General features: G+C 64.0%; 22 protein-coding genes. 14 read left to right on the forward strand and 8 right to left on the reverse strand.

The window, feature by feature from the left end:
- From QZ497_RS16610 to gloB, 4 genes are all read right to left on the reverse strand, one after another.
- Positions 1-1,848: an extracellular solute-binding protein gene (locus tag QZ497_RS16610; protein WP_295476902.1), complete on the reverse strand. Its 1,848-nt coding sequence runs from the start codon at positions 1,846-1,848 to the stop codon at positions 1-3.
- Positions 1,845-3,647, reverse strand: a complete 1,803-nt coding sequence (locus QZ497_RS16615; protein ID WP_295476984.1) for an extracellular solute-binding protein — start codon at positions 3,645-3,647, stop codon at positions 1,845-1,847. The genes QZ497_RS16610 and QZ497_RS16615 overlap by 4 nt, the downstream gene beginning before the upstream one ends.
- A 111-nt stretch (positions 3,648-3,758) precedes the next feature.
- Entirely contained in the window at positions 3,759-5,336 is a 1,578-nt protein-coding gene (locus QZ497_RS16620) for a lytic transglycosylase domain-containing protein (protein ID WP_295476904.1), read from the reverse strand.
- Positions 5,337-5,433: 97 nt separating this feature from the next.
- Positions 5,434-6,213: a hydroxyacylglutathione hydrolase gene (gene gloB, locus QZ497_RS16625; protein WP_295476906.1), complete on the reverse strand. Its 780-nt coding sequence runs from the start codon at positions 6,211-6,213 to the stop codon at positions 5,434-5,436.
- A 127-nt stretch (positions 6,214-6,340) separates the two neighbouring features.
- Between gloB and QZ497_RS16630 the strand changes: the two genes are divergently transcribed.
- Genes QZ497_RS16630 through QZ497_RS16645 form a run of 4 tightly spaced genes read left to right on the forward strand, consistent with a single transcriptional unit; the run spans position 6,341 to position 8,976 of the window.
- Positions 6,341-7,099, forward strand: a complete 759-nt coding sequence (locus QZ497_RS16630) for a methyltransferase domain-containing protein (protein WP_295476908.1) — start codon at positions 6,341-6,343, stop codon at positions 7,097-7,099.
- A gap of 35 nt (positions 7,100-7,134) precedes the next feature.
- Complete coding sequence (gene rnhA / locus QZ497_RS16635) at positions 7,135-7,581, forward strand: ribonuclease HI (protein WP_295476909.1); 447 nt, start codon at positions 7,135-7,137, stop codon at positions 7,579-7,581.
- 56 nt (positions 7,582-7,637) lie between these two features.
- On the forward strand, positions 7,638-8,408 hold the full coding sequence (dnaQ, locus tag QZ497_RS16640; RefSeq protein WP_295476911.1) for a DNA polymerase III subunit epsilon: 771 nt from the start codon (positions 7,638-7,640) through the stop codon (positions 8,406-8,408).
- 13 nt (positions 8,409-8,421) lie between these two features.
- A complete protein-coding gene (locus QZ497_RS16645) occupies positions 8,422-8,976 on the forward strand; it encodes a GNAT family N-acetyltransferase (RefSeq protein WP_295476913.1) in 555 nt (184 codons plus the stop codon).
- A 6-nt stretch (positions 8,977-8,982) separates the two neighbouring features.
- Here QZ497_RS16645 and QZ497_RS16650 read toward each other — a convergent pair whose 3' ends face one another.
- A complete protein-coding gene (locus QZ497_RS16650; RefSeq protein WP_295476915.1) occupies positions 8,983-9,195 on the reverse strand; it encodes a hypothetical protein in 213 nt (70 codons plus the stop codon).
- A 187-nt stretch (positions 9,196-9,382) separates the two neighbouring features.
- Here QZ497_RS16650 and QZ497_RS16655 point away from each other — a divergent pair, with 187 nt between their 5' ends.
- Together QZ497_RS16655 and QZ497_RS16660 are read left to right on the forward strand one after the other, a co-directional pair.
- Entirely contained in the window at positions 9,383-9,943 is a 561-nt protein-coding gene (locus QZ497_RS16655) for an NADPH-dependent FMN reductase (protein WP_295476917.1), read from the forward strand.
- Positions 9,944-10,110: 167 nt separating this feature from the next.
- Entirely contained in the window at positions 10,111-15,288 is a 5,178-nt protein-coding gene (locus QZ497_RS16660; RefSeq protein WP_295476919.1) for a DUF6543 domain-containing protein, read from the forward strand.
- A gap of 6 nt (positions 15,289-15,294) precedes the next feature.
- On the opposite strand, the gene QZ497_RS16665 is transcribed toward QZ497_RS16660, so the two are convergent.
- Together QZ497_RS16665 and QZ497_RS16670 are read right to left on the reverse strand one after the other, a co-directional pair.
- Positions 15,295-16,446 (reverse strand): acyl-CoA dehydrogenase family protein, encoded by a 1,152-nt coding sequence (locus QZ497_RS16665; RefSeq protein WP_295476921.1) that lies wholly within the window; start codon positions 16,444-16,446, stop codon positions 15,295-15,297.
- A gap of 1 nt (position 16,447) precedes the next feature.
- Positions 16,448-17,542, reverse strand: coding sequence for an enoyl-CoA hydratase/isomerase family protein (locus QZ497_RS16670; protein ID WP_295476923.1), 1,095 nt, complete (start codon positions 17,540-17,542; stop codon positions 16,448-16,450).
- A 216-nt stretch (positions 17,543-17,758) separates the two neighbouring features.
- Between QZ497_RS16670 and QZ497_RS16675 the strand changes: the two genes are divergently transcribed.
- From QZ497_RS16675 to QZ497_RS16695, 5 genes are all read left to right on the forward strand, one after another.
- Positions 17,759-19,423 carry an MFS transporter gene (locus tag QZ497_RS16675; protein ID WP_295476925.1) on the forward strand — a complete coding sequence of 555 codons (1,665 nt, stop codon included), beginning with the start codon at positions 17,759-17,761 and terminating at the stop codon, positions 19,421-19,423.
- Complete coding sequence (locus QZ497_RS16680) at positions 19,420-20,583, forward strand: HlyD family secretion protein (RefSeq protein ID WP_295476927.1); 1,164 nt, start codon at positions 19,420-19,422, stop codon at positions 20,581-20,583. The genes QZ497_RS16675 and QZ497_RS16680 overlap by 4 nt, the downstream gene beginning before the upstream one ends.
- Positions 20,584-20,698: 115 nt before the next feature.
- Complete coding sequence (locus tag QZ497_RS16685; protein WP_295476929.1) at positions 20,699-21,619, forward strand: arginase; 921 nt, start codon at positions 20,699-20,701, stop codon at positions 21,617-21,619.
- Positions 21,616-21,990, forward strand: coding sequence for a transporter (locus tag QZ497_RS16690; protein ID WP_295476930.1), 375 nt, complete (start codon positions 21,616-21,618; stop codon positions 21,988-21,990). The genes QZ497_RS16685 and QZ497_RS16690 overlap by 4 nt, the downstream gene beginning before the upstream one ends.
- A 2-nt stretch (positions 21,991-21,992) precedes the next feature.
- Positions 21,993-22,409, forward strand: coding sequence for an EamA family transporter (locus QZ497_RS16695; RefSeq protein ID WP_295476932.1), 417 nt, complete (start codon positions 21,993-21,995; stop codon positions 22,407-22,409).
- A gap of 269 nt (positions 22,410-22,678) precedes the next feature.
- Here QZ497_RS16695 and QZ497_RS16700 read toward each other — a convergent pair whose 3' ends face one another.
- Positions 22,679-23,482, reverse strand: a complete 804-nt coding sequence (locus QZ497_RS16700; RefSeq protein ID WP_295476934.1) for a MipA/OmpV family protein — start codon at positions 23,480-23,482, stop codon at positions 22,679-22,681.
- A gap of 233 nt (positions 23,483-23,715) precedes the next feature.
- Here QZ497_RS16700 and QZ497_RS16705 point away from each other — a divergent pair, with 233 nt between their 5' ends.
- Genes QZ497_RS16705 through QZ497_RS16715 form a run of 3 tightly spaced genes read left to right on the forward strand, consistent with a single transcriptional unit; the run spans position 23,716 to position 26,667 of the window.
- Positions 23,716-24,414, forward strand: coding sequence for an HAD-IB family phosphatase (locus QZ497_RS16705; RefSeq protein ID WP_295476936.1), 699 nt, complete (start codon positions 23,716-23,718; stop codon positions 24,412-24,414).
- Positions 24,407-25,801 (forward strand): aminotransferase class III-fold pyridoxal phosphate-dependent enzyme, encoded by a 1,395-nt coding sequence (locus QZ497_RS16710; RefSeq protein ID WP_295476938.1) that lies wholly within the window; start codon positions 24,407-24,409, stop codon positions 25,799-25,801. Before QZ497_RS16705 ends, QZ497_RS16710 begins: the two co-directional genes overlap by 8 nt.
- Positions 25,798-26,667, forward strand: a complete 870-nt coding sequence (locus QZ497_RS16715) for an alpha/beta fold hydrolase (protein ID WP_295476940.1) — start codon at positions 25,798-25,800, stop codon at positions 26,665-26,667. Before QZ497_RS16710 ends, QZ497_RS16715 begins: the two co-directional genes overlap by 4 nt.
- Positions 26,668-26,670 lie beyond the last annotated feature (3 nt).

A 26,670-nucleotide genomic window follows, 5' to 3' on the forward strand; every position in this document is an offset into this window, starting at 1 on the left:
TCAGCGCTCCTCCTCGGTCTGGGGTTCTGGCAGCGGCGTCGGTGCGGCGGGCTGCACGCCCGGTTTGGCCCACCAGCTGCTCAGGCCGATATCGGTGAGGGCCTTGGCCTGTGGGTGAGCCAGGTGATCCCAGTAGACGATGCGCCAGCTCTTGATGTGCCAGTTGGGCACCACGTAGAAGCCCCACAGCAGTACCCGGTCCAGGGCGCGGGCATGAGTGACCAGTTCTTCGCGGGAGTCGGCACGGATCAGGCCGTCGACCAGCGCGTCCACCGCTGGGTCCTTGAGGCCCATCAGGTTGCGGCTGCCAGCGCGATCGGCGCTGACCGAGTGGAAGTACTCGCGCTGTTCGTTGCCCGGCGAGGCGGATTGCGGAAAGCTGCTGACGATCAGGTCGAAGTCCCGCGAACGCAGGCGGTTGATGTATTCGGCCACGTCCACCCGGCGGATCGACAGGTCGATGCCCAGGTCCTTGAGGTTGCGCTTGTAGGGCAGCATGACCCGTTCGAAGGCCGTCTGCACCATGAGGAACTCCAGTTTCACCGGGTTGCCCTGGGCATCGGTCATCTGGTCGTCCTTGATGCGCCAGCCGGCTTCCTGCAGCAGTTGGTACGCACGGCGCAGTTGCGGGCGGATCATCCCGCTGCCATCGGTAACCGGCAGCGTGAAGGGCTCGGTGAACACGCGCTCGGGCACCTTGCCGCGCAGCGGTTCGAGGAGCTTCAGCTCGGCAGGCGAGGGCAGGCCGCTGGAGGCCATTTCCGAATTGTCGAAGTAGCTCTTGGTGCGCGTGTAGGAACCATTGAACAGCTGCTTGTTGGTCCATTCGAAGTCGAACAGCAGGCTCAGCGCCTCGCGCACCCTGGGGTCCTGGAACACCGGCTTGCGCAGGTTGAAGATGAAACCCTGCATGCCCTGCGGGTTGCCATTGGGCAGTTCTTCCTTGATCAGCCGGCCGTCGCGCACCGCCGGGATGTCATAGGCCGTGGCCCAGGCCTTCGCGGTGTTCTCTTCGCGGTAATCGTATTGGCCGGCCTTGAGGGCTTCGAGGGCCACGTCGCTGTCGCGGTAGTAGTCGTAGGCCATGACGTCGAAGTTGTACTGCCCACGGTTGACCGCCAGGTCCTTGGCCCAATAGTCCTTCACCCGCTCGTAGCGCACCGAGCGCCCGGCCTTGACCTCCGCCACTTTGTAGGGGCCGCTGCCCAGCGGGAATTCCAGGTTGCTCTTGGTGAAGTCGCGGCTGGCCCAGAAGTGCTTGGGCAGCACCGGCAGCTGACCGAGGATCAGCGGCAGTTCGCGGCTGTGGTTGTCCTTGAACACGAACTTGACCCGCAGCGGGTCCTCGACCACCACCTTGTCGACACCGGCGTAGTAGGCCCGGTACATGGGCGTGCCGTCCTTGATCAGGGTGTTGAAGGTGAACTCGACGTCTTCGGCGCGAATCGGGTGGCCGTCGTGGAAGCGCGCTTCGGGGCGCAGATAGAAGCGCACCCAGGTGTTGTCCGGGGCCTTCTCGATCTTGCCGGCGATCAGGCCGTATTCAGTGAACGGCTCGTCGAGACTGGCGCGTGCCAGGGTGTCGTAGATCATGCCCACGTCTTCGGCCGGCGTGCCCTTGTTGATGAAGGGGTTGAGGCTGTCGAAACTGCCGAAGCCGGCCTGGCGCAGGGTGCCGCCCTTCGGGGCGTCGGGATTCACGTAGTCGAAGTGCTTGAAGTTGGCAGGGTACTTGGGGGCTTCGTCATACAGGGTCACGGCGTGTTGCGGCTGGGCCTGCAGGGTGCCGGCCAGGGCGGCGAGCATCAGGCCGCAGGCGCCGGCGAGCAGCGAACGCATGGGGGTCATCGGGATGTCTCCAGAGGCTTGAGCCACCACGCGCGCAAGCCCAGGGTATAGGGCGGCGTGGTGACCATGGCGAAGCGGTTGCGCCAGGCCAGGCGGTGGTTGTTCAGGTACCAGTTGGGAATCATGTAGTGCTCTGACAGCAGGACCCGGTCAAGTGCTCGGGCGGCGGCCACCTGATCTTCACGGCTCTGGGCGGCCAGCAGGCGATTGAGCAGGCCGTCGACCACCGGGTTGCTGACCCCGGCGTAATTCTTGCTGCCGCTGATCGCCGCCTGGCTGGAGTGGAAGTACTGCCATTGCTCCAGGCCAGGGCTCAGGGTCTGCGGCAGGGTCATGAGGATCATGTCGAAATCGAAATGCTCCAGGCGCTGGCGGTACTGCGCGCGGTCCACGGTACGCAGGCCTGCATCGATACCGATGCGCCGCAGGTCCTCGACGTAAGGCTGCAGGATACGCTCCAGCCCGGGGTTGACCAGCAGGATCTCCAGGCGCAGCGGCTGCTGCTGCGCATCGACCAGGCGCTGGCCGGCAAAGCGCCAGCCGGCGTCTTTGAGCAACCCGAGGGCCTGGCGCAGGGTTTCCCGGGGAATGCCGCCGCCGTCGCTGCGCGGCAGGCTGGGTGGCTGGGTGAACAGGCTCGCCGGCAACTGGTCGCGATAGTGGCTGAGCAACAGCCACTCGGCGCCGGAGGGCAGGCCGCTGGCCGCGAACTCGCTATTGGGGTAATAGCTGTTCGAGCGCTGGTAGGCGTCGTTGAACAGCGCCCGGTTGGTCCACTCGAAATTGAACATCAGGCCCAGGGCTTCACGCACCCGCGCATCGGCGAAGGTCGCGCGTCGGCTGTTCATGAACAGGCCCTGGGTCTGGGTCGGAATCTGGTGGGCAATCTCGGCCTTGATCACCTCGCCGCGCTGTACGGCGGCGAAGGTGTAGCCGTTGGCCCAGTTCTTTGCCTGGTGCTCGATATAGATGTCGAATTCACCGGCCTTGAAGGCTTCGAAAGCCACTTCGCTGTCGCGGTAGAACTCCACCTCGACCCGGTCGAAGTTGTACTTGCCGCGATTGACCGGCAGGTCCTTGCCCCAGTAGTCCTTGACCCGCTCGAACACCAGCTGGCGGCCCGGTTGCACCCGCGTGATGCGATACGGGCCGCTGCCCAGAGGTGGTTCGAAGGTCGTGGCCTTGAAATCACGGTCTTTCCAATAGTGCTGGGGCAGCACCGGCATCTCGCCCAGGCGCAGGATCAGCAGCGGGTTGCCGACGCGCTTGAGGACGAAGCGCACACGATGACGGCCAAGGATGTCGACGCGCTGCACTTCCTGCAGCGCCGTGCGGTATTGCGGGTGGCCGTCCTTGAGCAGGGTCCGATAGGAAAACGCCACGTCGTAGGCGGTGATGGGCTGGCCGTCATGGAACCTGGCCTCGGGGCGCAGGTTGTAGACCACCCAGCTGCGGTCTTCGCTGTACTCGACGCTGCGGGCGATCAGGCCGTAGCTGGAAGCCGGTTCGTCACCCGACGGGTCATAGGGACCGGTGCCGACCATCAGCGGCTCGTTCAGCTCATTGACCCCGTACTGCAGGAAATTGCCCGTCGCCACCGGGCTGCTGCCCTTGAGGGTGTAGGGGTTGAGCGTGTCGAAGGTGCCGAAGCCCATGATCCGCAGGGTGCCAGCCTTCGGCGCCTCGGGATTGACCCAGTCGAAATGCGTGAAGCTGGGCGGGTACTTGAGCGTGCCGAACTGCGCATAGCCATGGCTTTCGCTGATGGCTGCGCTGGCGTTCAGGCTCAGGCCCAGCATGAGGGCTGACAGGAAGGGACGTATCACGATCCGCACGGCTTTATCGGGCCGCTAACAGTAGCAGCTTGATGGCTACCACAAAAGACCGTGGCAGAGCGGTAAACCGCTCGCTCAACGGGGCAGGTAGACGGTCAGGGTCTGGCCGGGCTTGAGGGCCTGGCCGGTGCGCGGGTTCCAACGCTTGAGATGTTTCATCTCGACGTTGAAGCGCTTGGCGACCGCATACATGGAATCGCCTTTCTGGATCTTGTACTGCACCGGCTTGCCTTCGCTGTTTGTGCTACTGGCCACGGCGCTGCTGCTGACCTTGGCAGGCGCCTGAATGACCAGCGTCTGGCCGATGCTCAGGCGGTTGCCGGAGAGCTTGTTCCAGCGCTGCAGTTCGTCGACGTCGACCTTGTTGGCCTGGGCGATGCTGGACAGGTTGTCGCCGCTCTTGACCCGGTAGGTGCGCGAGCGCACCGGCTTTTCCTCGCTGGCCACCAGCTCGAAGGCCGGTTGGGCGACGCCGCCCGGTCGCACCGGGATGCTCAGCGACTGGCCGACCTTCAGCAGGTTGCCCGACAACTGGTTGTTGCCCTTGAGGGTGCTGACCGACACCTGGTAGCGCTTGGCCAGGCTTTCCAGGGTATCGCCGCGGCGAACCCGGTAGTGCTGCCATTGCATCAGCTCGGCGGGCTGCAGGTTCGGCAGGTTGGCCGCCAGCAGTTGCGCCTTGGAGGTCGGTACCAGCAGGTGCTGCGGGCCATCGACGGTCAGGCGCTTCTTGAATGCCGGGTTGAGCTGGATCAGTTCGTCTTCGTCGATGTCAGCCAGGCTGGCGACCTTGGACAGATCGACGCGCTTGTTCAGCTCCACCACTTCGAAGTAGGGCTCGTTGGCGATCGGCGTGAGGTTCACCCCGTAGGCCGCTGGCGTCTGTACCACCTGGGCCAGGGCCAGCAGCTTGGGTACGTAGTCACGGGTTTCCTGCGGCAGCGGCAGGTTCCAGTAGTCGGTCGGCAGGTTGAGCTTGTCGTTGCGTTCGATGGCGCGGCTGACCGTGCCTTCGCCGGCGTTGTAGGCTGCCAGGGCCAGCAGCCAGTCGCCGTTGAACATGTCGTGCAGGCGGCTCAGGTAATCCAGCGCCGCATTGGTCGAAGCCTGGATGTCGCGGCGCCCGTCGTAGAAGCTGGTCTGGCGCAGGTTGTAGTAGCGACCGGTGGACGGGATGAACTGCCACAGGCCGACGGCCTGGGCACGGGAGATGGCCATCGGGTTGTAGGCGCTCTCGATCACCGGCAGCAGGGCCAGCTCCAGCGGCATGTTGCGTTCTTCGAGGCGTTCGACGATGTAGTGCATATAGAGGCTGCCGCGTTCCCCGGCGCTCTCCAGGAACGTGGGGTTGTTGGCGAACCACAGGCGCTGCTGGTCGATGCGCGGGTTCAGGTCATTGCCCTGCTGCAGCTGGAAACCCTGGCGCATGCGCTCCCAGACATCCTGGGGCTGACTCTGCGCCGCCGGGGTGACGAACAGCGGCTTCTGCTTGATGCCGGAAGCCAAGCTGGGTTTGCTGCGATACGTGCTTTCCGGCTGGACGTGACCGCCGGTCTGGCAACCTGCCAGCAGTGCGCTGGCCGTCACCGCGATGGCTCGGGCCAGACGCGTCAAAGTCTCGGAATTCGCGGGGTTTCCAGTAGATGACGACATTGTCTGGGGTGTTTCCAGGAAAAAATGTCGGGCGATTCTAGGAAGGGACCCGGCGATGGTCAACCTTTGAGGTTTTTTCCGCAGATGGACGGCTGTATCAGAAGTTGTTTTTCCAGTCGCGCAGGCTGGCAAAAATCTCCGCCGGCGAGCGGTTGTCGCGACCATTCCATTCATCCGCTTTTTCTTTAACGGATGTTTCATGAACCCGCAGGAAGGGGTTGGTCCGGCGCTCCAGCGCCAGGTCGGTAGGCAGGCTGATCCGGTTCTCGGCCCGCCATTGGCTGACTTCGGCCAGACGCCGGGCGATATCGGCGTTTTGCGGTTCAACGGCCTGGGCGAAGCGCAGGTTGCTCAGGGTGTATTCGTGGGCGCAGTAGACGGCGGTATGGTCGGGCAGTGCCGCCAGGCGGCTGAGCGAGTCGTGCATCTGCTGTGGCGTGCCTTCGAACAGGCGTCCGCAGCCGGCCGCGAACAGCGTATCGCCGCTGAACAGCAGTGGTCTTTGAGCGTCATCATGATAGAAAGCAATGTGCCCGGCGGTGTGTCCGGGCACGTCGATGACCTGCCAGCGGCGGCCCAGCACTTCGATGCATTCGTCGTCCTGCAGAGCGACGTCGCGGGCCGGAATCGACTCGCTGGCCGGGCCCAGCACCCGGGCGCCGGTGGCCTGTTTGATCGCCACCACGCCGCCGACATGGTCGTTGTGATGGTGGGTGATGAGGATGTCGGTCAATTGCCAGTCGGGGTTGTCCTGCAACCAGGCCAGTACCGGCGCCGAATCGCCCGGATCGACCACGGCGCAGTGGCGGGTCGAAAGGTCTTGTAACAACCAGATGTAGTTGTCACTGAAAGCGGGGAGGGCGTGGATCTGTATCATTGCGCAGTTCGCCTGGCGAGAAACGATAGTGCATCTTAGGCACTGTCGGCATACTCGTCGACCGCCATGTCTGTCCCGTGTCCCTCTGGGGCGTCGATCCGCCCCTGAGTCCTGGAGGTAACCAGCAATGACCGATGAAGCCTTCGCCCAGGCCGATCCCCAATGGCTGGCGTTGACCTGCGCCGCCCGCGAGTGGCTCTCGGGGCCGCTGGGGCAACTGCTGCAGGACGAGGAACGGCGCTTGCTGGAAGAAGAGTTGGCGCGTCTGTTCGGGAGTTTCCTGGTGCACTACGGACCATCTGCGCAGGCGCTGCCACAGGCGCCACAGATCCAGCGCAGCGTGCGCCTCGGTGCGCCACTGCCGGGCATGGAAATCGCCTGCGAGGAGCAGGCCTGGCCGCTGTGCGAGCATGCTGCCGACGTGGTGGTGCTGCAGCATGGCCTGGATTTCTGTGTATCGCCCCACGGGCTGTTGCGCGAGGCTGCCAGCAGCGTGCGCCCTGGCGGGCACCTGCTGATCGTCGGTATCAATCCGTGGAGCTTCTGGGGCGCACGCCGCGTGTTCGCCCGCGATGCGCTGCGCAAGGCGCGCTGCATTTCGCCGTCGCGGGTGGCCGACTGGCTCAACCTGTTGGGCTTCGCGCTGGAGAAGCGTCGCTTCGGGTGTTATCGTCCGCCGCTTGCATCGGCCAAGTGGCAGGCACGCCTGCTGGGGCTCGAAACCTGGGCCGGTGGCCAGGGCCTGGTCGGCGGCGGCTTCTACCTGCTGGTTGCGCGCAAGCTGGTGGTGGGGCTGCGGCCACTGCGCCAGGTGCGACGCGAGCCTATCGGCAAGCTGATTCCCCTGCCACTGGCCAAGGTCAACCGTGACGGTCACCAGCCGTGAGCCGTCAGCAGTTTCTTTGATCCGGGAAAACGACCATGAGTGAACGCGTAGAACTTTTTACCGACGGTGCCTGCAAGGGAAATCCCGGGCCTGGCGGTTGGGGCGCGTTGCTGGTGTACAAGGGCCAGGAAAAGGAACTCTGGGGGGGTGAAGCCAACACCACCAACAATCGCATGGAGCTGCTCGGCGCCATTCGTGGCCTGGAGGCCCTCACCCGTCCTTGCGAGGTCACCCTGGTCACTGACTCGCAGTACGTGATGAAAGGCATCACCGAGTGGATGGCGAACTGGAAGAAGCGCGGCTGGAAAACCGCCGCGAAGGAGCCGGTAAAGAATGCCGACCTCTGGCAGCAGCTCGACGAACAGGTCAGCCGTCACAAGGTGGAGTGGAAGTGGGTGCGCGGGCATATCGGCCATGCGGGCAACGAGCGTGCCGACCAGCTGGCCAACCGCGGCGTCGACGAAGTGCGCCGCAAGGCCTGACGCGACGCCTGCGGCAGGCGTGTTAACATGCGCGCCTGCACAAGAGGCAAGCGTCCATGTCACTGCAAAATCCCGATAATCGTTCGATCGTCCTCGATACCGAAACCACTGGCATGCCGGTGACCGAAGGTCACCGGATCATCGAGATCGGTTGTGTCGAGCTGATCGGCCGGCGCCTGACCGGCCGCCATTTCCATGTCTACCTGCAGCCCGATCGCGAAAGCGACGAGGGCGCCATTGGCGTCCACGGCATCACCAACGAATTCCTGGTCGGCAAGCCGCGCTTCGCCGAGGTGGCCGACGAGTTCTTCGAATTCATCCGCGGCGCGCAGTTGATCATCCACAACGCGGCGTTCGACGTCGGCTTCATCAATAACGAATTCGCCTTGCTGGGCCAGCAGGATCGCGCCGACGTCACCCAGTACTGCACGGTCCTCGACACCCTGTTGATGGCGCGTGAGCGGCATCCGGGGCAGCGCAACAGCCTCGACGCGCTGTGCAAGCGCTACGGGGTCGACAACTCCGGCCGTGAGCTGCACGGCGCCTTGCTCGACTCCGAGATCCTCGCCGACGTCTACCTGGCGATGACCGGTGGGCAGACCACCTTGTCGCTGTCCGGCCAGGGCGCCGACGGCGGCGACGGTGATGCCAGCCGTCCCAGCGAGATCCGTCGCCTGGCGGCCGACCGTGCTGCCGGGCGGATCATCCGCGCCAGCGAGGCAGAGCTGGCCGAGCACGAAGCACGCATGGCGATCATCGCCAAGGCCGCCGGTGCCCCGGCGTTGTGGGTGCAGTTGCAGGAAGCCGGGCAGCCGGCCAGTTCCTGAGCCGGCCACGACCATGTCGCCGCGTCCCGTGCTGAGCATCCGTGTCGCTGACGAGCAGTTCGAGGACTACATCCTCAACGGCGAATTCACCTTCACGGTACGCGGCTACGCCAGCGTCAGGGTGGGCGAGCCGGTCGCGGCCTGGCCGGTGACGGAAGTGGTTCCGTACGAAAAGAACTACGGGGTCGACTCGCTGGAGTTCAGCGAACGGCGCATGAGCGGCGACAGCACGGTGCTGGTCGCCTGGTTGGGCGAGGAGGCGGTGGGTCATGTGGTGCTGCGCGCGCATGGCAATGGTTTCGCGCATATCGATGAGCTGGCCGTGGACATCCCGGCCAGGCGCAACGGGGTAGCCCGGTCACTGCTGGAAAGTGCCTGTCGCTGGAGCCAGTCGCGCAGGCTGGCAGGCATCATGCTGGAAACCCAGAACAACAACCTGGACGCCTGTCGGCTCTACGAGGATTTCGGTTTCGTGGTCGGAGGGGTCGATCACCTGTGCTACCGCGGCATCGACCCGCAGACGCGGGAAGTGGCCATTTTCTGGTACCTGATCTTTCCCGCCGCCTGAGCCTGTTCAGGGGATCCGGGTCATCTTCACGCCGGTCTGCACCAGTTCGAATTCATCTCCGCCCAGATGGTTGACGCGGTCGCCGATCACCAGCCGGTAGGTGGTCACCACCGTGGCGCCGCCCTCACCATCGAGTTGTGCTTCCTGAAACTCTTGTACCGGGTAGACACGACCCTCTGCATCCCTTGTTTGAAACTGCCCGACCAGAACTGAAGCCATTTTTTACCTTGAACCTTTGCAAATAAACCGCGGAATTGCTGTCAATCGCACAGGTAGACCATCAAAGCGGTGACTGGTTCGCCAGTTCGGGCAGCCGATCTGGCGCAATAAAAGGCACAGGCCTCATACAACCGGCGCCACCGCTGGTCTATAACTGCACTTTCTTCAATGAGCAGCAGGAGTCTTCATGAGCAAGGTCCATACGATTGCCGTCCTGGTCGGCAGCCTGAGAAAAGCCTCGATCAACCGCAAGATCGCGCACACCCTCGCAGAACTGGCGCCGCCAAGCCTGAATTTGAAAATCGTCGAGATCGGCGACCTGCCGCTGTACAACGAGGACATCGATGGCGATGACGCTCCGGCGGCCTACACGCGTTTTCGTCAGGAACTGGCCGCTGCCGATGGCCTGCTGTTCGTCACCCCTGAATACAACCGCTCGGTGCCCGGCGCGCTGAAAAACGCCATCGACGTTGGTTCGCGTCCCTACGGGCAGAGCAAAATGAGCGGCAAGCCCGGTGCGGTGATCAGTGCCTCACCCGGTGCCATTGGCGGTTTCGGCGCAAACCATCACCTGCGCCAGTCGCTGGTGTTCCTCGACGTCGCCTGCCTGCAGCAGCCAGAGTCGTACCTGGGCAATATCAGCGCCAGTTTCGACGAGAACGGCCAGCTTAACGAGCGCACCAAAGCGTTCCTGCAGACTTTTATCGACACTTTCGCCGCCTGGGTGGAAAAGATCCGCAAGTTCTGATTGCGCCATCGCCGTCGCCCTGAAGGCCGGGCGGCGGCCGCTGATACTGGGATCACGATTGCCATATATACGGCAGGTGTCGGCGAACATTACGTTTAGCTTCCTTCTTCATTCCCTCCTCATCAGGCACCAGGCGCCCGCTGAGGCCGTGCAAGAAGGAAGCTTTCATGACCACCCTCGCAACTCCCTATTTCACCGAACAGGCGCTACGGCAGCGGTTCGGCCAGCACCTCAAGGAAGCGCTCGGCAGCGGCCGCATCACGGCCGCACAGCAGCAATGGTTGCAGCGCCTGCTGTTGGCGATGCCCGGCGAAGGCGAGCCGCCGCTGCCACGTATCGACCGGTTGTCCAGTGACACGGGCCTCGACCTGGGTGCCGAACTCGACGCCGCCTGGATCATCAGCGATAGCCTGGACGCCCAGGCTCCGCTGTTTCTCAACACGCTGCTGTTCGGCACCGAAGCCTTTGCCGATCGTCGACAGCTGGACGAGGCCATCACTTTGCGCTTTCTGCGCGGACGTTCGGCCGCGCTGGAGCTGGAACATGTGGAAGGCGATCCGTTTGTGCAGCGCTCCAGACGCATACTCGACAAAGAGGCTATGCGCCTGCAGGCGCTGGAAGAGCGTCTCGACGAGCTTCCTGATCTGCGTGCTGCAATGGCGCTGAAGCTGCAGGATGAGCTGGCGCGACAAGTGGGCTCTGCAAATCTCGATGTCTTTCAGCATCTTTTGCAAATCGCCATTGATGACCCGGCTGGTACTCGCGTGCTGGGCACGCAGACGCTGATTGACGCCGCCTGTGAGCCCATGGTCAGGGCACCATCAAGATGGGTATTCATGGACGCCCAGGGGTGGGCGGTCAGTGATGAGGAAAGCCGTGCGTGGGAAGCCTCCCTGGTTGCTGCGAGCACCAACCTGGGCCTGTACTTCAATCGCCTGTTGGACAGCTTCTGGAACACGCCGCGTGGCAATGCAGTGTCTGCGGGTGAAGCCGTAAAAAATAGGCTAGCCGAAGTCTTTCGTCGCGCCCTGATCGATGCAAGAACCGAGCGACGCCTGAGCGAGTTGGAGTTTCGGCGTCTGCGAGATCTGGTCTTCCTGCGCCAGAACAGTCACGGGCAAGTCTGGCAGGTCGCTGCACTTTTCATCCAGCCGCTGTTCATCAAGCTCTCGGGAATCTTTGTGCTCGAGCCTTCCGGTACCGAGCTGCCGGGGCTCTATCTGTATTCTTCCTGCCACGGCATTCGCCGTTTCGTCAGTCGTCAGGCGTTGGAGGCGTATTTCAGGACTGATGAAGGGCGGGCCGAGATGTTGCTTTACAGCTCGCTTGATGAGCACGCTGCATTACGATCCACAGAGATTCGCGGTTTGCGCTTTGACTTGGTCGAAGATCCGCTATTCCAGCGTCAACTGGAGTCGATCATCGGCTTGCAGCAACGCAGTGTGCAGCATGTTCTCGGGCTGCCGGCCATTGCCTTCGAGCATGCGAGCGTTCGGCTGGATGATGCCCTGGACGTGCGCATGCCGCTCGACAGGCGGCTGTTCCAGTTGCGTGGGTCGTTGCGATGGGCAGGCTCGCACGGTTCTTTCGACACTCGTTGGGTGCTTAATCCAAGGCCGCTACGGGCGGATGTCGTGCATACCACCGAGTTGCTGAATACGCAAACCTGGGGCGGGCAGATGAAACTTCTGGCCCTGCTCATTGATCGTCAGGCTGAAGTTGTCGAAGGCGTTTTCGATCGTATGCGGCAGTTGTTGAATCGCTATCTGGCAGTCTGTACCAATGTCGAACTGGACGCTGCCGACCTTTGGATAAAGTTTGCACACACGGGTAACAGGCCGTTGCTCCGCTGGGCCCTGGAGCGATTCAGCGGTTGTGCACCACAGAAGCTGCCGGCTGACACCGAGCTGTTACGCGGGGCGTCGGAAGGCCCGGTGGAGCCAGTCGATCAAGTGTCGTTGGCGTTACTGGAGCACGTCCTCGAGAAGGTCAGTGCTGATTTCGTAGTGTTCTACGAAAAGGGCTTGCGGCGGCTTTTCTCCAGCCCACGGCGTTGGCTCGATACCCGACTGCGGCTGCCAGCGCAGAGCAGCCAGCTGCGTGACTGTGCCCTTCGTCTTGATATGGGCATGGCGCAGCGGACAAATGATCTGTCAGATCCGAGCCTGGCTATGGTGCGACAAGCCCTTGATCGCCCCGTGGACTCGCTGCGTCACGCGTTGGGCGCCGAGCGTGTCGAGGTGTGCCGAGTGCAGTTGATCGGCGGTCGCGAACAGCCCGCGGTGCGACTCGATGAGACGCTGGTGTTGCGTCGCGAATCGGGAGCGGGTGGACTGGTGCTTTGGGCGCTGTGCGAAGGGTTCAGCGAGCACGACTCGCCGGCAGCGTTGGAAAGGAGTCTGGCCGAGCAGATGTCTTATGCCGAAGTCAGGGCCAACTGGATGTCGCAACTTGAGTTCGACGATCGCCACCGCCTGCAGCAGTATCTGGAAAGACCCGAGGCAGCGTTGCGCCTCGAGCTGCAGTTGGAACCCATCACCGGGCACTTTATTCAGGTTATGCAAACAGAGGCTCTTGAACGGCAATGTCGGGCGGCCGTCAGGACCCTGCGTCGGGTTCAGGCATGGCGAGCGCCGGCTCCGATCATACGTGAGTCGATATACCCATTCGAGCTCGACGAGTCGAACCGTCGGCTGCTTGATCGTGTGACTGCCACCATGCAGATGATCCTTGCGGATGCGCGGCTTCCACTGTGGGTCAGGAAAGCTTCGATTCACCAGCTCAAAGAGCTGAGCAGAATAGTTCAACGTTGGTACGTAGCCTGTCACTCCGAGCGGAGTTTTCTTAATGATATCCCTGAGCCGAGGGCTTTCGCCTACGGCAGGCTTCAGGCAAGGTTAGAAGTTGACTTTCCGGGAGTTGGTCTGGATCCGGATAGCATCATGGTGACCCTGACCCGCTATACACCCGGTCTTGTAGGTTCCGGAGAAACTCCGCAAAGCCTGCCCGCCGCGACGACACAGGTCCGTACTAGCCTGACCGACTATGCCATTGAGCGATTTTCGGCGGCCCAAGAGGGGATGATCTCGATGACGACCAGTCATGGTGGGCACCTTGACCCGCGACTGACCTCGATCTACCTCGACCGTCTGGTGAAAGATCTTGACATTTCAGCCGCATATCGCCTGATGCTGGAAACCCGATTTTCCCCCATGGATCCCGATTACGCGCAGCGCTTGCGCGATTATGCCGAGCAGGTTCCCCCGCTGGAGTTGTTGCGCTGTTACTCGCTGTACGTGGTCGGGCGTTTGAGTGAGACCGGCTACCGCTTCGTGGAAGCCATATTGAACATGCCTGAGGCACTCAGCCGGCAGGAGGTTCTGGGCCGTAGATTGGTATTCAGCCCATTGCAGTTGTTGGCCGCTCCTGGGATGCAGCCAGACCGGGTGCCGGGCGCATTTGTCATTGCGCCCACCGAGCCTCAGACAGGTCCCTGGCTACTGTATACGCTGTTCAACGCCGACTTCATCGTGCAGGAGTACAGCAGCAAGCAGGCTTTGCTGGACGACCTGCACACCAGCGAGTCTTTACAGGCTCTGATTCTCGAGCGTCTTGGCCCTTTCGGGCGACGCTTGTATGCCAATGGCGGCTTTCGTGAGCCACACGTGCCGTTCAGCGCCGAGTCGACTGGCGATGTACCTTGGCAGGCTCCTGGCCCGGTAACGTTGCTGATGGCGCCGGTACAGGGCAACGCATTGCGTACCTTGTTCGAAAGCACAGGCGAGGTGATGCGGTGGTGGTTCGGCCGGTTGAGTGTAACCAACGCCGAGGCCGAGCATGCCAAGACCCGTTTTCTTTGGACGCTGGGTGTGGAGCAAGTGCTAAGCCTCTTACCTGGGCGTCTCGGCGCTTTGCTAGGCGTTTGGCAAAGCCACGGGCTGTTCAAGGCCTCGGCACTCGATGCGCAGCAGGCTCAATGGGGCAAGGCGGCTGCCGAGATGCTCGCCGCGCTCAGCTTGCTGATCGCCGCTCGGAGGACTATCCACGAGACTCCGGTCGAATCCGAGCCCGAGTCCGAGCCCTCCGACAGCGAATCTGAAGCTGTTGCGGACGGGCCTCATGTCCTCGGCTTTCCGGAGTTCTCGTGGAGCAACGACGGGATGACGCCGGAGCTTTGGGGGCGGCTGCGCCCGTTCCAGGTTCATGACGTCCTTCTCAATGAGCTCAGGCATGAAGAACTGCTGAATGTCTATGTAGATGATGAAGGTCGTTGCTTCGTGCCCTTGGCAGGGGCCACCTATCAGGCTGCCCGTGATGAGAACGGTTGGTACATCTTGCGTGATGATGAGCGGGGCCCGCGTATCCTCGTTGACAATCAGCAGCAATGGCAAATCGATGTTCGCGGTGGATTGCGCGGCGGCGGTGGGGCATTGACGCGACTCAGCAATGGACTGATCCAAGTCGATGTCAACCATTCCATGATTGTTGAGGCGCGCGGCATGCCGGAAATACGTCAACGCTACAGCAACCGCGCAATGGCCATCAGCGAGGCGCATGCGCAGGCGCGCAATTATCTGGAAACCTGTCTCGACAATCTGGCCTTTCGTGATGCCGCCGGGGCGCGTCATTCTTCCGTAGACGCCTGGGTGGCCGAGTTCTTTGGCACACCGCAGCCCGATGCAAGGTTATACGGTGAGTTGGAGCGAACTGTCAGGGTTCTCTACCAGGAATTGATGGACAGCTCGTTGTCGCCGTGGAACTCATCGCGCTACGTAGTGGGCACCCGGCGCTACAGCGGGGAGAACACGCTGGCCTTCACCTTTCCTCGTGAACCACAGAAATGCCTGTATCTCACTGAGCGTTTTTTCCTCGACCCCGTGTGTCGCCTCAAACCCAGCGTAAGGCGTATTGGGCAGTTCAACGTCGGAACTCATTTTCGCGCGGCGGTGCTGCTGCACGAGCTCTCGCATCTTTACTGCGCCACCGAAGATATCGCCTATCTGGAGTCGCATATGCCGTTCGTAGATCTGCTCGACGACAACTCTACCTACCGAAGAGGTCTCAAGGCTGAGATGCTCGTGCATCAGAACGGCTTGTCGCACCGTACTCCGAGTGATCGTCTGTTCTATCGCCACAACGATGATGGCACCTGGCAGGACCTGGGGTCTGAAGACCCAAAGGTGCTGCGCAAGATTTTCGTCATAACCGGTAAAAAGACGCTCGCACAAGCCCGTTCCGAGTTCTACGCAAACGTTCAAGTGCGTACCGACGTGATGCTTGCCAACGCCGATACGGTGGCCTTGCTGGTCACTCAGCTGGGCCGCCGTCGGCTGGTGCCAGAATGATGGCGGCTACAGCGAGTAGTGGCGCAGCTCACGGGCGATCAGCAGGCGCTGGATCTCACTGGTGCCTTCGTAGATCTGGGTGATACGCGCATCCCGGTACAGCCGCTCCACCGGGTAGTCTTCCAGGTAACCGTAGCCGCCGTGGATCTGTACGGCGCTGGAGCACACCTGCTCGGCCATTTCCGAGGCGAACAGCTTGGCCTGCGATGCCTCGGACAGGCAGGGCAGGGCGGCGCTGCGCAGACGCGCCGCGTGCAGCACCAGCAGCCGTGCGGCGTTGATGCGCGTGTGCATGTCAGCCAGCAGGTTGGCGACGCTGGGGTGCTCGATGATCGGCTTGTCGAACTGCACCCGCTCGCGGGCGTAGGCCAGCGCGGCTTCGAAGGCGGCGCGGGCGATGCCCAGAGCCTGGGCCGCGATGCCGATACGTCCGCCCTCCAGGTTCGACAGGGCGATGGCCAGGCCCTTGCCGCGTTCACCCAGCAGGTTGGCGGCGGGGATGCGGCAGTCATCGAGGCTGATGGCGCAGGTGTCCGAAGCCTTGATGCCCATCTTGTGTTCGCGACGTTCGACCGTGAAGCCGGGGGTGTCGGTGGGCACCAGGAAGGCCGAAAGACCTTTCTTGCCCAGCTGCGGGTCGGTGACCGCGAAGACGATCGCCAGTTGCGCGCGCTGGCCATTGCTGACGAACTGCTTGGCGCCGTTGAGTACCCACTGGTCACCGTGCAGCTCGGCCCGCGTGCGCAGGTTGTGCGCTTCGGAGCCGGCATGGGGTTCGGTGAGGCAGAAGCAACCGATGGCCTGGCCGCTGGCCAGTCGCGCCAACCAGGTGTTCTTCTGCTGTTCGCTGCCGTAGTTGAGCAGCGGGCCGCAGCCCACCGAGCTGTGCACGCTCATCAAGGTGCCGGTGGCCGCGTCGGCGGCGGAAATCTCTTCCACGGCCAGGGCGTAGGCCACGTAGTCGAGGTACGAACCGCCCCATTGTTCGGGGACGATCATGCCCAGCAGGCCGAGTTCGCCCATGCGCGCCACCAGCGCGTCGTCAATCCAGCCTTCCTGCTCCCAGCGCCCGGCATGCGGGGCGATTTCATGGCGGGCGAAATCCCGGGCCATGTCACGGATCATCACCTGTTCTTCGCTCAGTTCGATGTCGTGCATATCAACTCTCCTGGCGGGTGAAGAAACGCTGCACATCCTCTTGGCTGACGCCTGCGGCCTTGCTGTGCTTCCAGCGCGGGCGTTTGTCCTTGTCGATGATCAGGGCGCGCACGCCTTCGATCAGGTCGCCCTGCTCGAACCATTGGCGGTCCAGCTGCAATTCCATGGCGAAGCATTCCGGCAGCGACAGGTGTCGGCCACGACGCAGCAGTTCCAGGGTCACCGCCATGGCCAGGGGCGAGCGGTTGTGCATCGCGGCAGCGGTATCCAGCGCCCATTCGCGGCTGTCGGCCACCGAGACCTGCTGCAGCTGTTCAAGGATGCTCGGCACATCCGGCAGGGAAAAGAAGTGATCGATGGCTGGGCGCAGGGCCTGCAGCGGTGGCTCTGGCAGGCACTGGCTGCCCAGGCGCGCCATCACACCCTGCAGGTCCTTGAGCGGGGTGATCTTCCATTTCAGGTGGTCGAGCATGTGGTCCAGGCGGGGCAGGGCCTGGCTGGGCATGTGCCAGTCGGCCAGCCCGCAGTACAAGGCGTCGGCGGCGCCGATACGGTTGCCGGTCACGCCCAGGTAGATGCCCAGCTCGCCGGGCAGGCGCGACAGGAAGTAACTGGCGCCGACATCGGGGAAATAGCCGATGGCCACTTCCGGCATGCCCAGCGAACTGCGCTCGGTGACCACCCGCAGGTCGGCGCTCTGCACCAGGCCCATGCCACCGCCCAGCACCAGGCCGTCCATCAGCGCGAGGATCGGCTTGCGGTAGTCGTGGATGGTCTGGTCGAGGGCGTATTCCTCTTCGAAGAAGCGCAGGTGCAGGCCCTGGCCGGCGCGATAGCTGTCGTACAGGGCGCGGATGTCACCGCCGGCACAAAATGCCTTGTCGCCGGCACCGCGCAGTACCACGGCATAGATGTCGTCGTCTTCGGCCCAGGCGTCGAGCTGCCATTGCAGGTGGCGGACCATGTCCAGGTCCAGGGCATTGAGCCCGGCGGGGCGGTTGAGGATCAGGTGGCCGATGTGGTTGCGCACGTCGCTGAGAATGGCTTTGTCGCCGCTTTGCTTAGCCTGGCGCTGGAGTGAAGCCGATGAACTCATTTCGAACTCCTTGTCGTTTTTGTCCGGCGGCCGGCCTGGCCAAGGTTCCGCCACTTCCCAAGAGCATAGCCTTTTGCTGCGAGGCGGCTCTGGAGCTTTACCGTCCTTTGCGCTTCACTGGCGATGTTGCCGGTTAATTGCGGGGCGCACTGAGCATTCCGGCGACCGCCAATGTCACACAAGGGACTTTCAAGGCCTGCTCATGAACCTGCATCCATGACCGACAAGTACGCCCCGCGCCAGTGGCAGCCCCATGAGCGCCCGACCATGCCGGGTTCGCCCTCCACGCCCCTGCATCCGACACCCAAGCGCCTGGCCTTTGCCCTGGTCGGGGTGATCGTGGCCCTGACCGGTGGCCTGGGCAATGCCCTGGTGGTCGCCAACCTGCCGTATCTGCAAGGTGCTCTGGGCGCCACCACAGAGGACATCGCCTGGCTGCCGGCCGCGTACGTGATGACCAACGTTTCGATGAACCTGCTGCTGGTGAAGTTCCGCCAGCAGTATGGATTGAGGGCTTTCACCGAGCTGTTCCTGGTGCTTTACGCGCTGGTGACCCTGGCCCACCTTTTCGTCAACGATATCGACTCCGCCGTGGCCGTGCGTGCGGCCCACGGCATGGTCGGCGCGGCGCTGAGCACCCTGGGCCTGTACTACATGATCCAGGCCTTTCCACAGAAGTGGCGGCTCAAGGCCCTGGTACTGGGGCTGGGCACCGCGCAACTGGCCACGCCGCTGGCGCGGCTGATTTCCGAAGACCTCTTGCAGATCGCCGAATGGCGCGGGCTGTACCTGTTCGAACTGGGCATGGCGATGCTCTCGCTGGGCTGCGTGCTGATGCTCAAGCTGCCGCCGGGCGACCGCTTCAAGGCCTTCGAGAAGCTCGACTTCCTGACCTTCGGCCTGCTGGCCAGCGGCTTTGCCTTGTTGTGTGCGGTGCTGTCACTGGGGCGCATCGAATGGTGGCTGGAAGAGCCCTGGATCGGCATCGCCTCGGCGGCCTCCATCGCGCTGATCTGCGCGGGGCTGGCCATCGAGCACAACCGCCGCAACCCTTTGCTGATCACCCGCTGGCTGGGCAGCGGGGCGATCCTGCGCCTGGGACTGGCGGTGATTCTGTTCCGGGTGGTGCTGTCCGAACAATCGGTGGGCGCGGTGGCGTTCTTGCAGGCGCTGAACCTGGGCAGCGAGCAGTTGCACAGCCTGTACCTGGTGATGCTGCTCGGCAGCATCGCAGGCCTGCTGGTCAGTGCCCTGACCATCGACCCGGCGCACCTGATCAAGCCGCTGCTGATTTCCCTGGCGATGATGGCCGCAGGCGCCTGGATGGACAGCGGCTCGACCTACCAGACCCGTCCGGAAAACATGTACCTCAGCCAGTTTCTGCTGGCCTTCGGTGGCACCTTCTTCCTTGGCCCGACGCTGGTGCTGGGCATCAGCGGCGTATTGGCCAACCCGCGCAACATGGTCAGCTTCTCGGTGCTGTTCGGCATCACCCAGAACATTGGTGGGCTGATCGGTTCGGCGGCGCTGGGCACCTTCCAGATCGTGCGCGAGAAGTTTCACTCCAGCCAGCTCATGGAGCACATCACCGCCTTCGACCCGCTGGTGCAGGCCCGCCTGCAGAGTGCTGCAGCGGCCTATGGCGGGGTGATCGCCGACCCCGCCGCACGCACCGCCCAGGGCATGCGCGCCCTGGCCAGCACCGCCACCCGCGAGGCCAATGTGCTGGCCTATAACGACGTGTTCATGCTCATCGCCCTGATCGCCGTGCTGACCATGCTATGGATCACCCTGCGGATGATCTGGCTGAAGATGACCACCGAGCCCACCCAGCCGCTGTCTGCGGCCTCCCCATCCACCAGCAGTGCGCAGACTCGATGAACGACACCACCCGTAAAGATTCCACCGATGCGGCCCCGGTCGCCAGCAACCCGCCGCCGGCGCCGCTCACCTCGCCGGCCACCAGCAAGCCACGGCCGCTGCGCGCCCGGGTGATTTCCACCACGCTGTTCGCCTTGATCGCCCTGGGCGGCATTCTCATCGTGCTCTACGCCTGGCAACTGCCGCCGTTCACCAGCCCCATCCAGAGTACCGAGAATGCCCAGGTGCATGGCCAGACCACGCTGATCGGCCCGCAACTGAGCGGCTACGTGCATGAGGTCACGGTGCAGGACTTCGCGCATGTGAAGGCCGGGCAACTGCTGGTGCGCCTGGACGACCGCATTTACCGTCAGCGCCTGGAGCAGGCCGAGGCGCAACTGGGCGTGCAGCAGGCGGCCCTGGCCAACAACCTGCAGCAGCGGCGCAGTGCCGAGGCGACCATCGCCCAGCGCCAGGCCGCCTTGCAGAGCAGTTCGGCACAGGTGCGCAAGAGCGCGGCCGACCTCAAGCGCAACCAGGCGCTGGTCACCGACGGCTCGGTGTCGCGCAGCGAGCTGGACGTCGCCCGCGCGGCCGACGCCCAGGCCCAGGCCGCCGAAGCCGAGGCGCGTGCCGCCTTGCAGATCGCCAGGGAAGACCTGCAGACGGTGATCGTCAACCGTGACTCGCTGCAGGCCCAGGTGGAGAACGCCAAAGCCGCGGTGGAGCTGGCGCGTATCGACCTGGACAACACCCGCATCACCGCGCCACGCGACGGGCAGTTGGGGCAGATCGGCGTGCGCCTGGGTGCCTACGTCAATTCCGGTGCCCAGCTCATGGCCCTGGTTCCCGATAACCTGTGGATCATCGCCAACCTGAAGGAAACCCAGATGGCCCAGGTGCGCCTTGGCCAGCCGGTGAGCTTCAGCGTCGATGCCCTGGACCACCAGAAGCTCAATGGTCGGGTCGAGCGCATCTCGCCGGCCACCGGTTCGGAGTTCAGCCTGTTGCCGGCCGACAACGCCACCGGCAACTTCGTCAAGATCGCCCAGCGCATCCCGGTACGCATCAGCGTCGACCCCGACCAGCCGCTGGCCGCGCGGCTGCGGCCAGGGATGTCGGTGGTGGTGAGCATCGACACCTCGGTGGACACCGAGCACCAGGCCAACGCCGTCGATTGAGTCCGCGGCCGGCAGCTGGCCCACCCCTTGCATTCACCCCTTTCAGGCCCGCCCGGCCGCCTCGTACATCCAGTACCGGCGGTGTCAGGGCGGGGTGAACAGGTGAATTCGCGCCTTGAACATCCTCGACCTCGACCACAGCCTTACCGCCCAGGAACCCATCGCCCGGCGCCTGGCCGAAGGCCGCGCCACGCATATCGACCTGCTCGACCTCGGGCCGCAGCTGCGGCTGTGGACCACCGAAGCCCGCTACCGGGCGTTCAGCCAGCGCCTGCAGCAGGGCAGCCGCCCCAGGGGGCGCCGGCCGCAGATCTATTTCGTCGGCTCCGGCGATTACCACCACCTGACCCCGGCGTTTCTCGCCGGGCTGACCGAGCCGGTCAGCCTGATCCACTTCGACAACCACCCCGACTGGGTACGCCTGGCGCCGCGCCGGCATTGCGGCTCGTGGGTCAACCGGGCGTTGCAGTTGCCGCTGGTTCGCCGCGTGATCACCCTCGGGCCGTGCAGCGACGACCTGCATAACCCGCAGTTGCGGGGGGCCAACTTCGCCGCCCTGCGCAGCGGGCAGCTGCAGCTGTTCCCCTGGCAGCACGCGCCGTCGCGGGTCTGGGGGCATGTGGGCGACGGCCCTGGCCACCAGCAGCGCGGCCACTACCTGCACTGGACCAACCTGGCCGAGCTGGACTGGTCGCGCTTCCTGGCCCAACTGGCGGCGACGCTGCCCACCGAAGCGGTGTGGATCACCATCGACAAGGACGTGCTGGCCAGCGAGGACGCCGCCACCAACTGGGACCAGGGCGGCATGCGCCTGACCCACCTGCTCGACGCGTTGCGCCTGATGGCCACGCGCAAGCGGGTGCTGGGTATCGACGTATGCGGCGAGTTTTCCGCACCGCTGCACCGCAACCCGTTCAAACGCTGGGAGGCGCGCAGCGACCAGCCGCCCGCCGAACGCTGGAGCGCTGCGGATATCCAGCGCAATGCGCAGACCAACGCGGCCTTGCTGGCGCTGTTCGACGAGGTGTTCCCATGAGTCCCTCGGTGATTGCGCTGATCGCGCTGTCCATCGGTCTCGATGTCGCCGGACAGATCGCCTTCAAGCTGGGTCTGGACCGCCTGCCGGAAATGGACGGCGGCTTTCGCCTGGCCGGCTTCTGGTGGCAGCTGCTGGGCGCGCCGTTGCTGTGGGCCGGCATCCTGGCCTATGCCCTGGAGTTCCTGGTGTGGCTGGCGGTGCTGTCGCTGGCCCCCTTGAGCCTGGCTTTTCCTGCCGCCAGCCTGGCCTATTGCGGGGTGGTGCTGGCTGGTCGCCTGATACTCGGCGAAGCGGTGAGTCGCCGCCGCTGGCTGGGTACGCTGATCATTACCGGTGGCGTCATGCTGGTCATCGCCAGCGGAGGTTGAACATGAACACGACATCTTCTTCGAGTCTTTCCAGCACGCCTGGCTGGTTGCAGCATCGCGTCACCGCCGTGGTGCTGTGGCTGTTGCTGATCGGCAGTGAAAGCACGGCGCAGATCGCCATGAAGGTGGGCGGCGATGCGCTTACCGATCTGCCATTCGGCCTGGCCTGGCTAGACACTGCGCTGCTGACGCCCGCGGTGCTGCTGGCGCTGGCCTGCTATGCGGGGTCGTTCTTCGTGTGGATGCTGATTCTGCGCAGTGCCCCGGTGAGCGTGGCCTTTCCCTTGAGTTCACTGGTGTTCGTCGGCGTGCTGCTGGGCTCCTGGCTGGGGCTGGGTGAGCAAATCGACTGGCTGCGCTGGGTGGGCGTGGCGATCATCATCAGCGGCATCGCGGTCATGGCCGAGGGGGAGGGTTGAACCGCGTATCAAGAGCCGCAAAGGGTATTGGCCTTACCGGCCCCTGATTTCGCCGATGGGGTCGGCCAGGCGGCTATAGCCACACTACTGTCCGCTTAAGCGGCATGTGGCCCAGTGGGAGCGGCTTTAGCCGCGAAAGCGCCAGGAAACTCACTGCATCTGTCGTGAACATGCGATCGCTTCGCGGCTGAAGCCGCTCCTACCCGGTCTAGAAAAGAGGCGCTTCGCGGCTGTAGTCGTTTCTGCAAGTCGGCTTGAGCGGGGGACTCTCAGAAGTGATAGGCCACGCCGATATCCACTTCACCCTGCTCGGCGTGGCCGCGTTGCTGGACAATGCTGCTGTCGGCGGCCGAGCCGGTCAGGTGGGTCCAGCTCAGGTTGCCCAGCAGCGACCAGTGCGGCGACAGCGGCACCGCCAGGCTCTGGCTCAGGGTCAGGTCACGCAGACCGCCGCCGGCGTTGTACGGGCGGATGCCTGAGGCCAGGGACTCGTCCGCACTGACCCCGAAGAACGTCTGGTTCAGCTCTCGGTTGGCCAGGTGCGCCACCAGCCGGGTGCTGCCGAATACCCCGGCGCCCAATGGATAATCCGCCTCCGCGCCCACCTGGCCCAATACGCCGCCCTGGCTCTCGGCGGTGCCGAAGGTGCGCCCGGCGCGGGCGAACAGGCTCAGCCATTGCACCGGGCTGTAGGCCACGAAGCCACCGGCCACGCCCATGCCCGAGACATCCCGCAGGCCGCGCAGCGAGCCCTGGCCGTCGCGTCCTGGCAGGTAGTTGAGATACGGTCCGGCGCTCCAGCCGTTGTCGGTCTTGAAGGCGTTCCACGACAGCCCGTCTTCGGAGTCCAGGTCGACATCGCCCAGGCTCAGGTCCAGGTACGGCACGGCCTTGAACTCGTAGCTGCTCGCCGTGGGGTCATAGGGGCGATACGACCACAGCGCTCCGGCCATGCCCTGCAGGCCCCACAGCGGCTTGGCCGCGCTGGCGTCCGGCTCGGCGGCGCGCCCGGGCGGGCTGACCAGCGTGGCGCAGAGTGCGACGCCGCAGAGCAGATTGCGCATCGGTGGCATGGGCGATTCCTCGGGCAGATTGACATGGCGCTATCAATCACCATCGCGCCGCCGCTCGGCAAGCACTCATGTTGTTTGTAGCGAGCTACAAAATTTGTAGCTCCACCCGCCGCCTTTTACCCCCGCACAGGCTGCAGGCCACGTCCTGCGGGCTTGTGGTGTGTTGGCACGCTTGCTGCTCCAGCCCCTTGCGACTGCGCCGAGCGCGCTTCACTCAACATGGGCAAACGCAGATGATGCACTGGCATATCGTGTGTGACTTCGACGGTACCGTGACCCGGACCGACGTCATTGACAGCATCCTGGAACGCTTCGCCGAACCCGGCTGGGAAGCGATCGAACAACAATGGCTCGACGGCCAGATCGGCTCGCGGGAGTGCCTGACCCGCCAGCTGGCCCTGGTACGGGCCACCCCGGCGCAACTGCTGGGCTACTTCGACAGCGTGGCCATCGACCCGGACTTCCCGGCCTTCGTCGACCTGGCCACCAGCCTCGGCGCGACCCTGGATATCGTCAGCGACGGCCTGGAGCAGGCCATCGCGCGGATCCTGTCGCGCAACGACTGCTCGCTGCTGCCGATCGTTGCCAACGGCCTGCGCCAGGTCGACCACGACCGCTGGCGCATCGTCTTTCCCTATGCCCGTGACACCTGCCGTGCCGCTGCCGGCAACTGCAAGTGCCGCTCGGTGCCGGCGGGCCGCCACGTGCTGGTGATCGGCGACGGTCGCTCGGACATGTGCGTGGCCGAGACCGCCGACTTCGTCCTGGCCCGCGGCAGCCTCGCCGACCACTGCGTGCGCCTCGGGCTGCCCCATGCACGCTTCGACACCTTTGCCGAAATCCCCGCGCTGCTGGCCAACCTGCCACAGCTGCTGACCCCGATCGTCCCGACCCTTACTCCCGAACTGCAGGAACGCTTCCATCATGTCTGATATCCGCATCGCTACCGCCGAAGACCGCATCCTTCTCGACAAGGAAGCCAAGTACTGCTCCTACGGTGACACCGTTCACTACATCGAACCCCCGCGCATCTTCAGCCGCTGCGAAGGCTCCTACGTCTTCGACACCAGCGACCAGGCCTACCTCGACCTGCAGATGTGGTATTCGGCGGTCAACTTCGGCTATGCCAACCCGCGTCTGAACAACGCCCTCAAGCAGCAGATCGACACCCTGCCGCAGATCGCCAGTCAGTACCTGCACAAGGGCAAGATCGAGCTGGCCGAACGCATCGCCGTGGATGCCCGCAACAAGTTCGGCCTCGACGGTCGCGTGCATTTCAACGTCGGCGGTTCGCAGTCCATCGAGGACTCGCTGAAAGTGGTGCGCAACGCCACCCAGGGCAAGAGCCTGATGTTCGCCTTCGAAGGTGGCTACCACGGCCGCACCCTGGGCGCCTCGTCGATCACCTCCAGTTACCGCTACCGCCGCCGTTACGGGCATTTCGGCGAGCGTGCGCAGTTCATCCCGTTCCCGTACCACTTCCGTGGCCCGAAAGGCATGAGCAAGGAAGAGTACGGCAGTCTCTGTGTGCAGCAGTTCGCCCGCCTGTTCGAGACCGAATACAACGGTGTCTGGGACCCCAAGGTCGGCCAGAGCGAGTACGCGGCGTTCTATGTGGAGCCGATCCAGGGCACCGGCGGCTATGTGATCCCGCCGATGAACTTCTACAGCGAGCTGAAGAAGGTCCTCGACCAACACGGCATCCTGATGGTGGTCGACGAGATCCAGATGGGCTTCTTCCGTACCGGCAAGCTGTGGTCCATCGAACACTTCGACGTCAAGCCGGACGTCATCGTGTTCGGCAAGGCACTGACCAACGGCCTGAACCCGCTGGGCGGCCTCTGGGCCCGTGAGGAGCTGATCAACCCCGGGATCTTCCCGCCAGGTTCGACCCACTCGACCTTCGCCTCCAACCCGCTGGGCACGGCCGTCGGGGTGGAAGTGCTGAAGATGACCTCGGAAATCGACTACGGCGCCATGGTCATGGCCAAGGGCAAGTATTTCCTCGCCGGCCTGCAGGAGCTGCAGAAGCGCTACCCGATCATCGGTGACGTCGACGGCCTGGGCCTGGCCTTGCGTGCGGAAATCTGCGCGGCCGACGGCTTCACCCCGGACAAGGCGACCCTGGACTTCATGGTCGAAGAAGGCATGAAGGGCGACCTGGAAGTCGATGGTCGGCGTCTGGGCCTGGTACTGGACGTGGGTGGCTACTACAAGAACGTCATCACCCTGGCACCGTCGCTGGAGATCACCTACGAGGAGATCGACCTGGGCCTGGCCCTGCTCGACCGCCTGCTGCATCGGGCCATGAAACGATGAACGCCGTCGCGGTGGAGATGGGTGAGGGGGATGCCGGCTTCGCAGTCGGCACCGGTGAGGTCGCGGTGCTGCTCATCCACGGCCTGACCGGTACGCCGGCCGAGCTGCGCCGCGTGGCCCAGGGCCTGGCGGACCGGGGCTGCACGGTCTACGTGCCGACCCTGGCCGGCCATTGTGGCAACAACGACGACCTGCGCCGCACGGTCTGGACTGACTGGTATGAAAGCGCCCGGCGCGCGTTCGCCGGCATCCGCGCCCGCCACGCGCAGGTGTTCGTCGGCGGGCTGTCGATGGGCGCGGTGATGGCCATGCACCTGGCCGCCGAACACCCCGGCCAGGTCGCCGGCCTGCTGCTGTACTCCACGACCTTGCGCTACGACGGCTGGAACATGCCGTTCGCCGCACGCTTCACGCGGATTTTCATGGCCATTCCGTTTGGCGTGCACATCTGCCGCTTCAACGAAAAGCCGCCCTACGGCATCAAGAATCCGCGCCTGCGGGCCATCGTCGAGCGGCAGATGAAAGACGGCGAAAGCAGCAATGCCGGGTTGTTGACCATGTCGGGCATCAGTGTGCGCGAGCTGCATCGGCTGATCGCCAGGACCAAGCGCGGGATGCCGTCGATCCGAACACCGGCGCTGGTGCTGCATTCCCAGGAAGACGACATCACCAGCCGCTGGAACGCCGACTACATCGAACGGCACATCGGCGGCCCGGTGTTCAAGGTGCTGCTCGACAACTGCTACCACATGATCACCGTCGACCTGCAATACCGCGAGGTGGTGAACCTGAGTGCCAACTTCATCGATGCCCGTGTCGAAGGGCTCATCGCCCCGGCAGTGGCTGCCTTGCCACGCAGGGCCTGACGC

This window comes from uncultured Pseudomonas sp., assembly GCF_913777995.1.
Taxonomy (GTDB): Bacteria; Pseudomonadota; Gammaproteobacteria; order Pseudomonadales; family Pseudomonadaceae; genus Aquipseudomonas.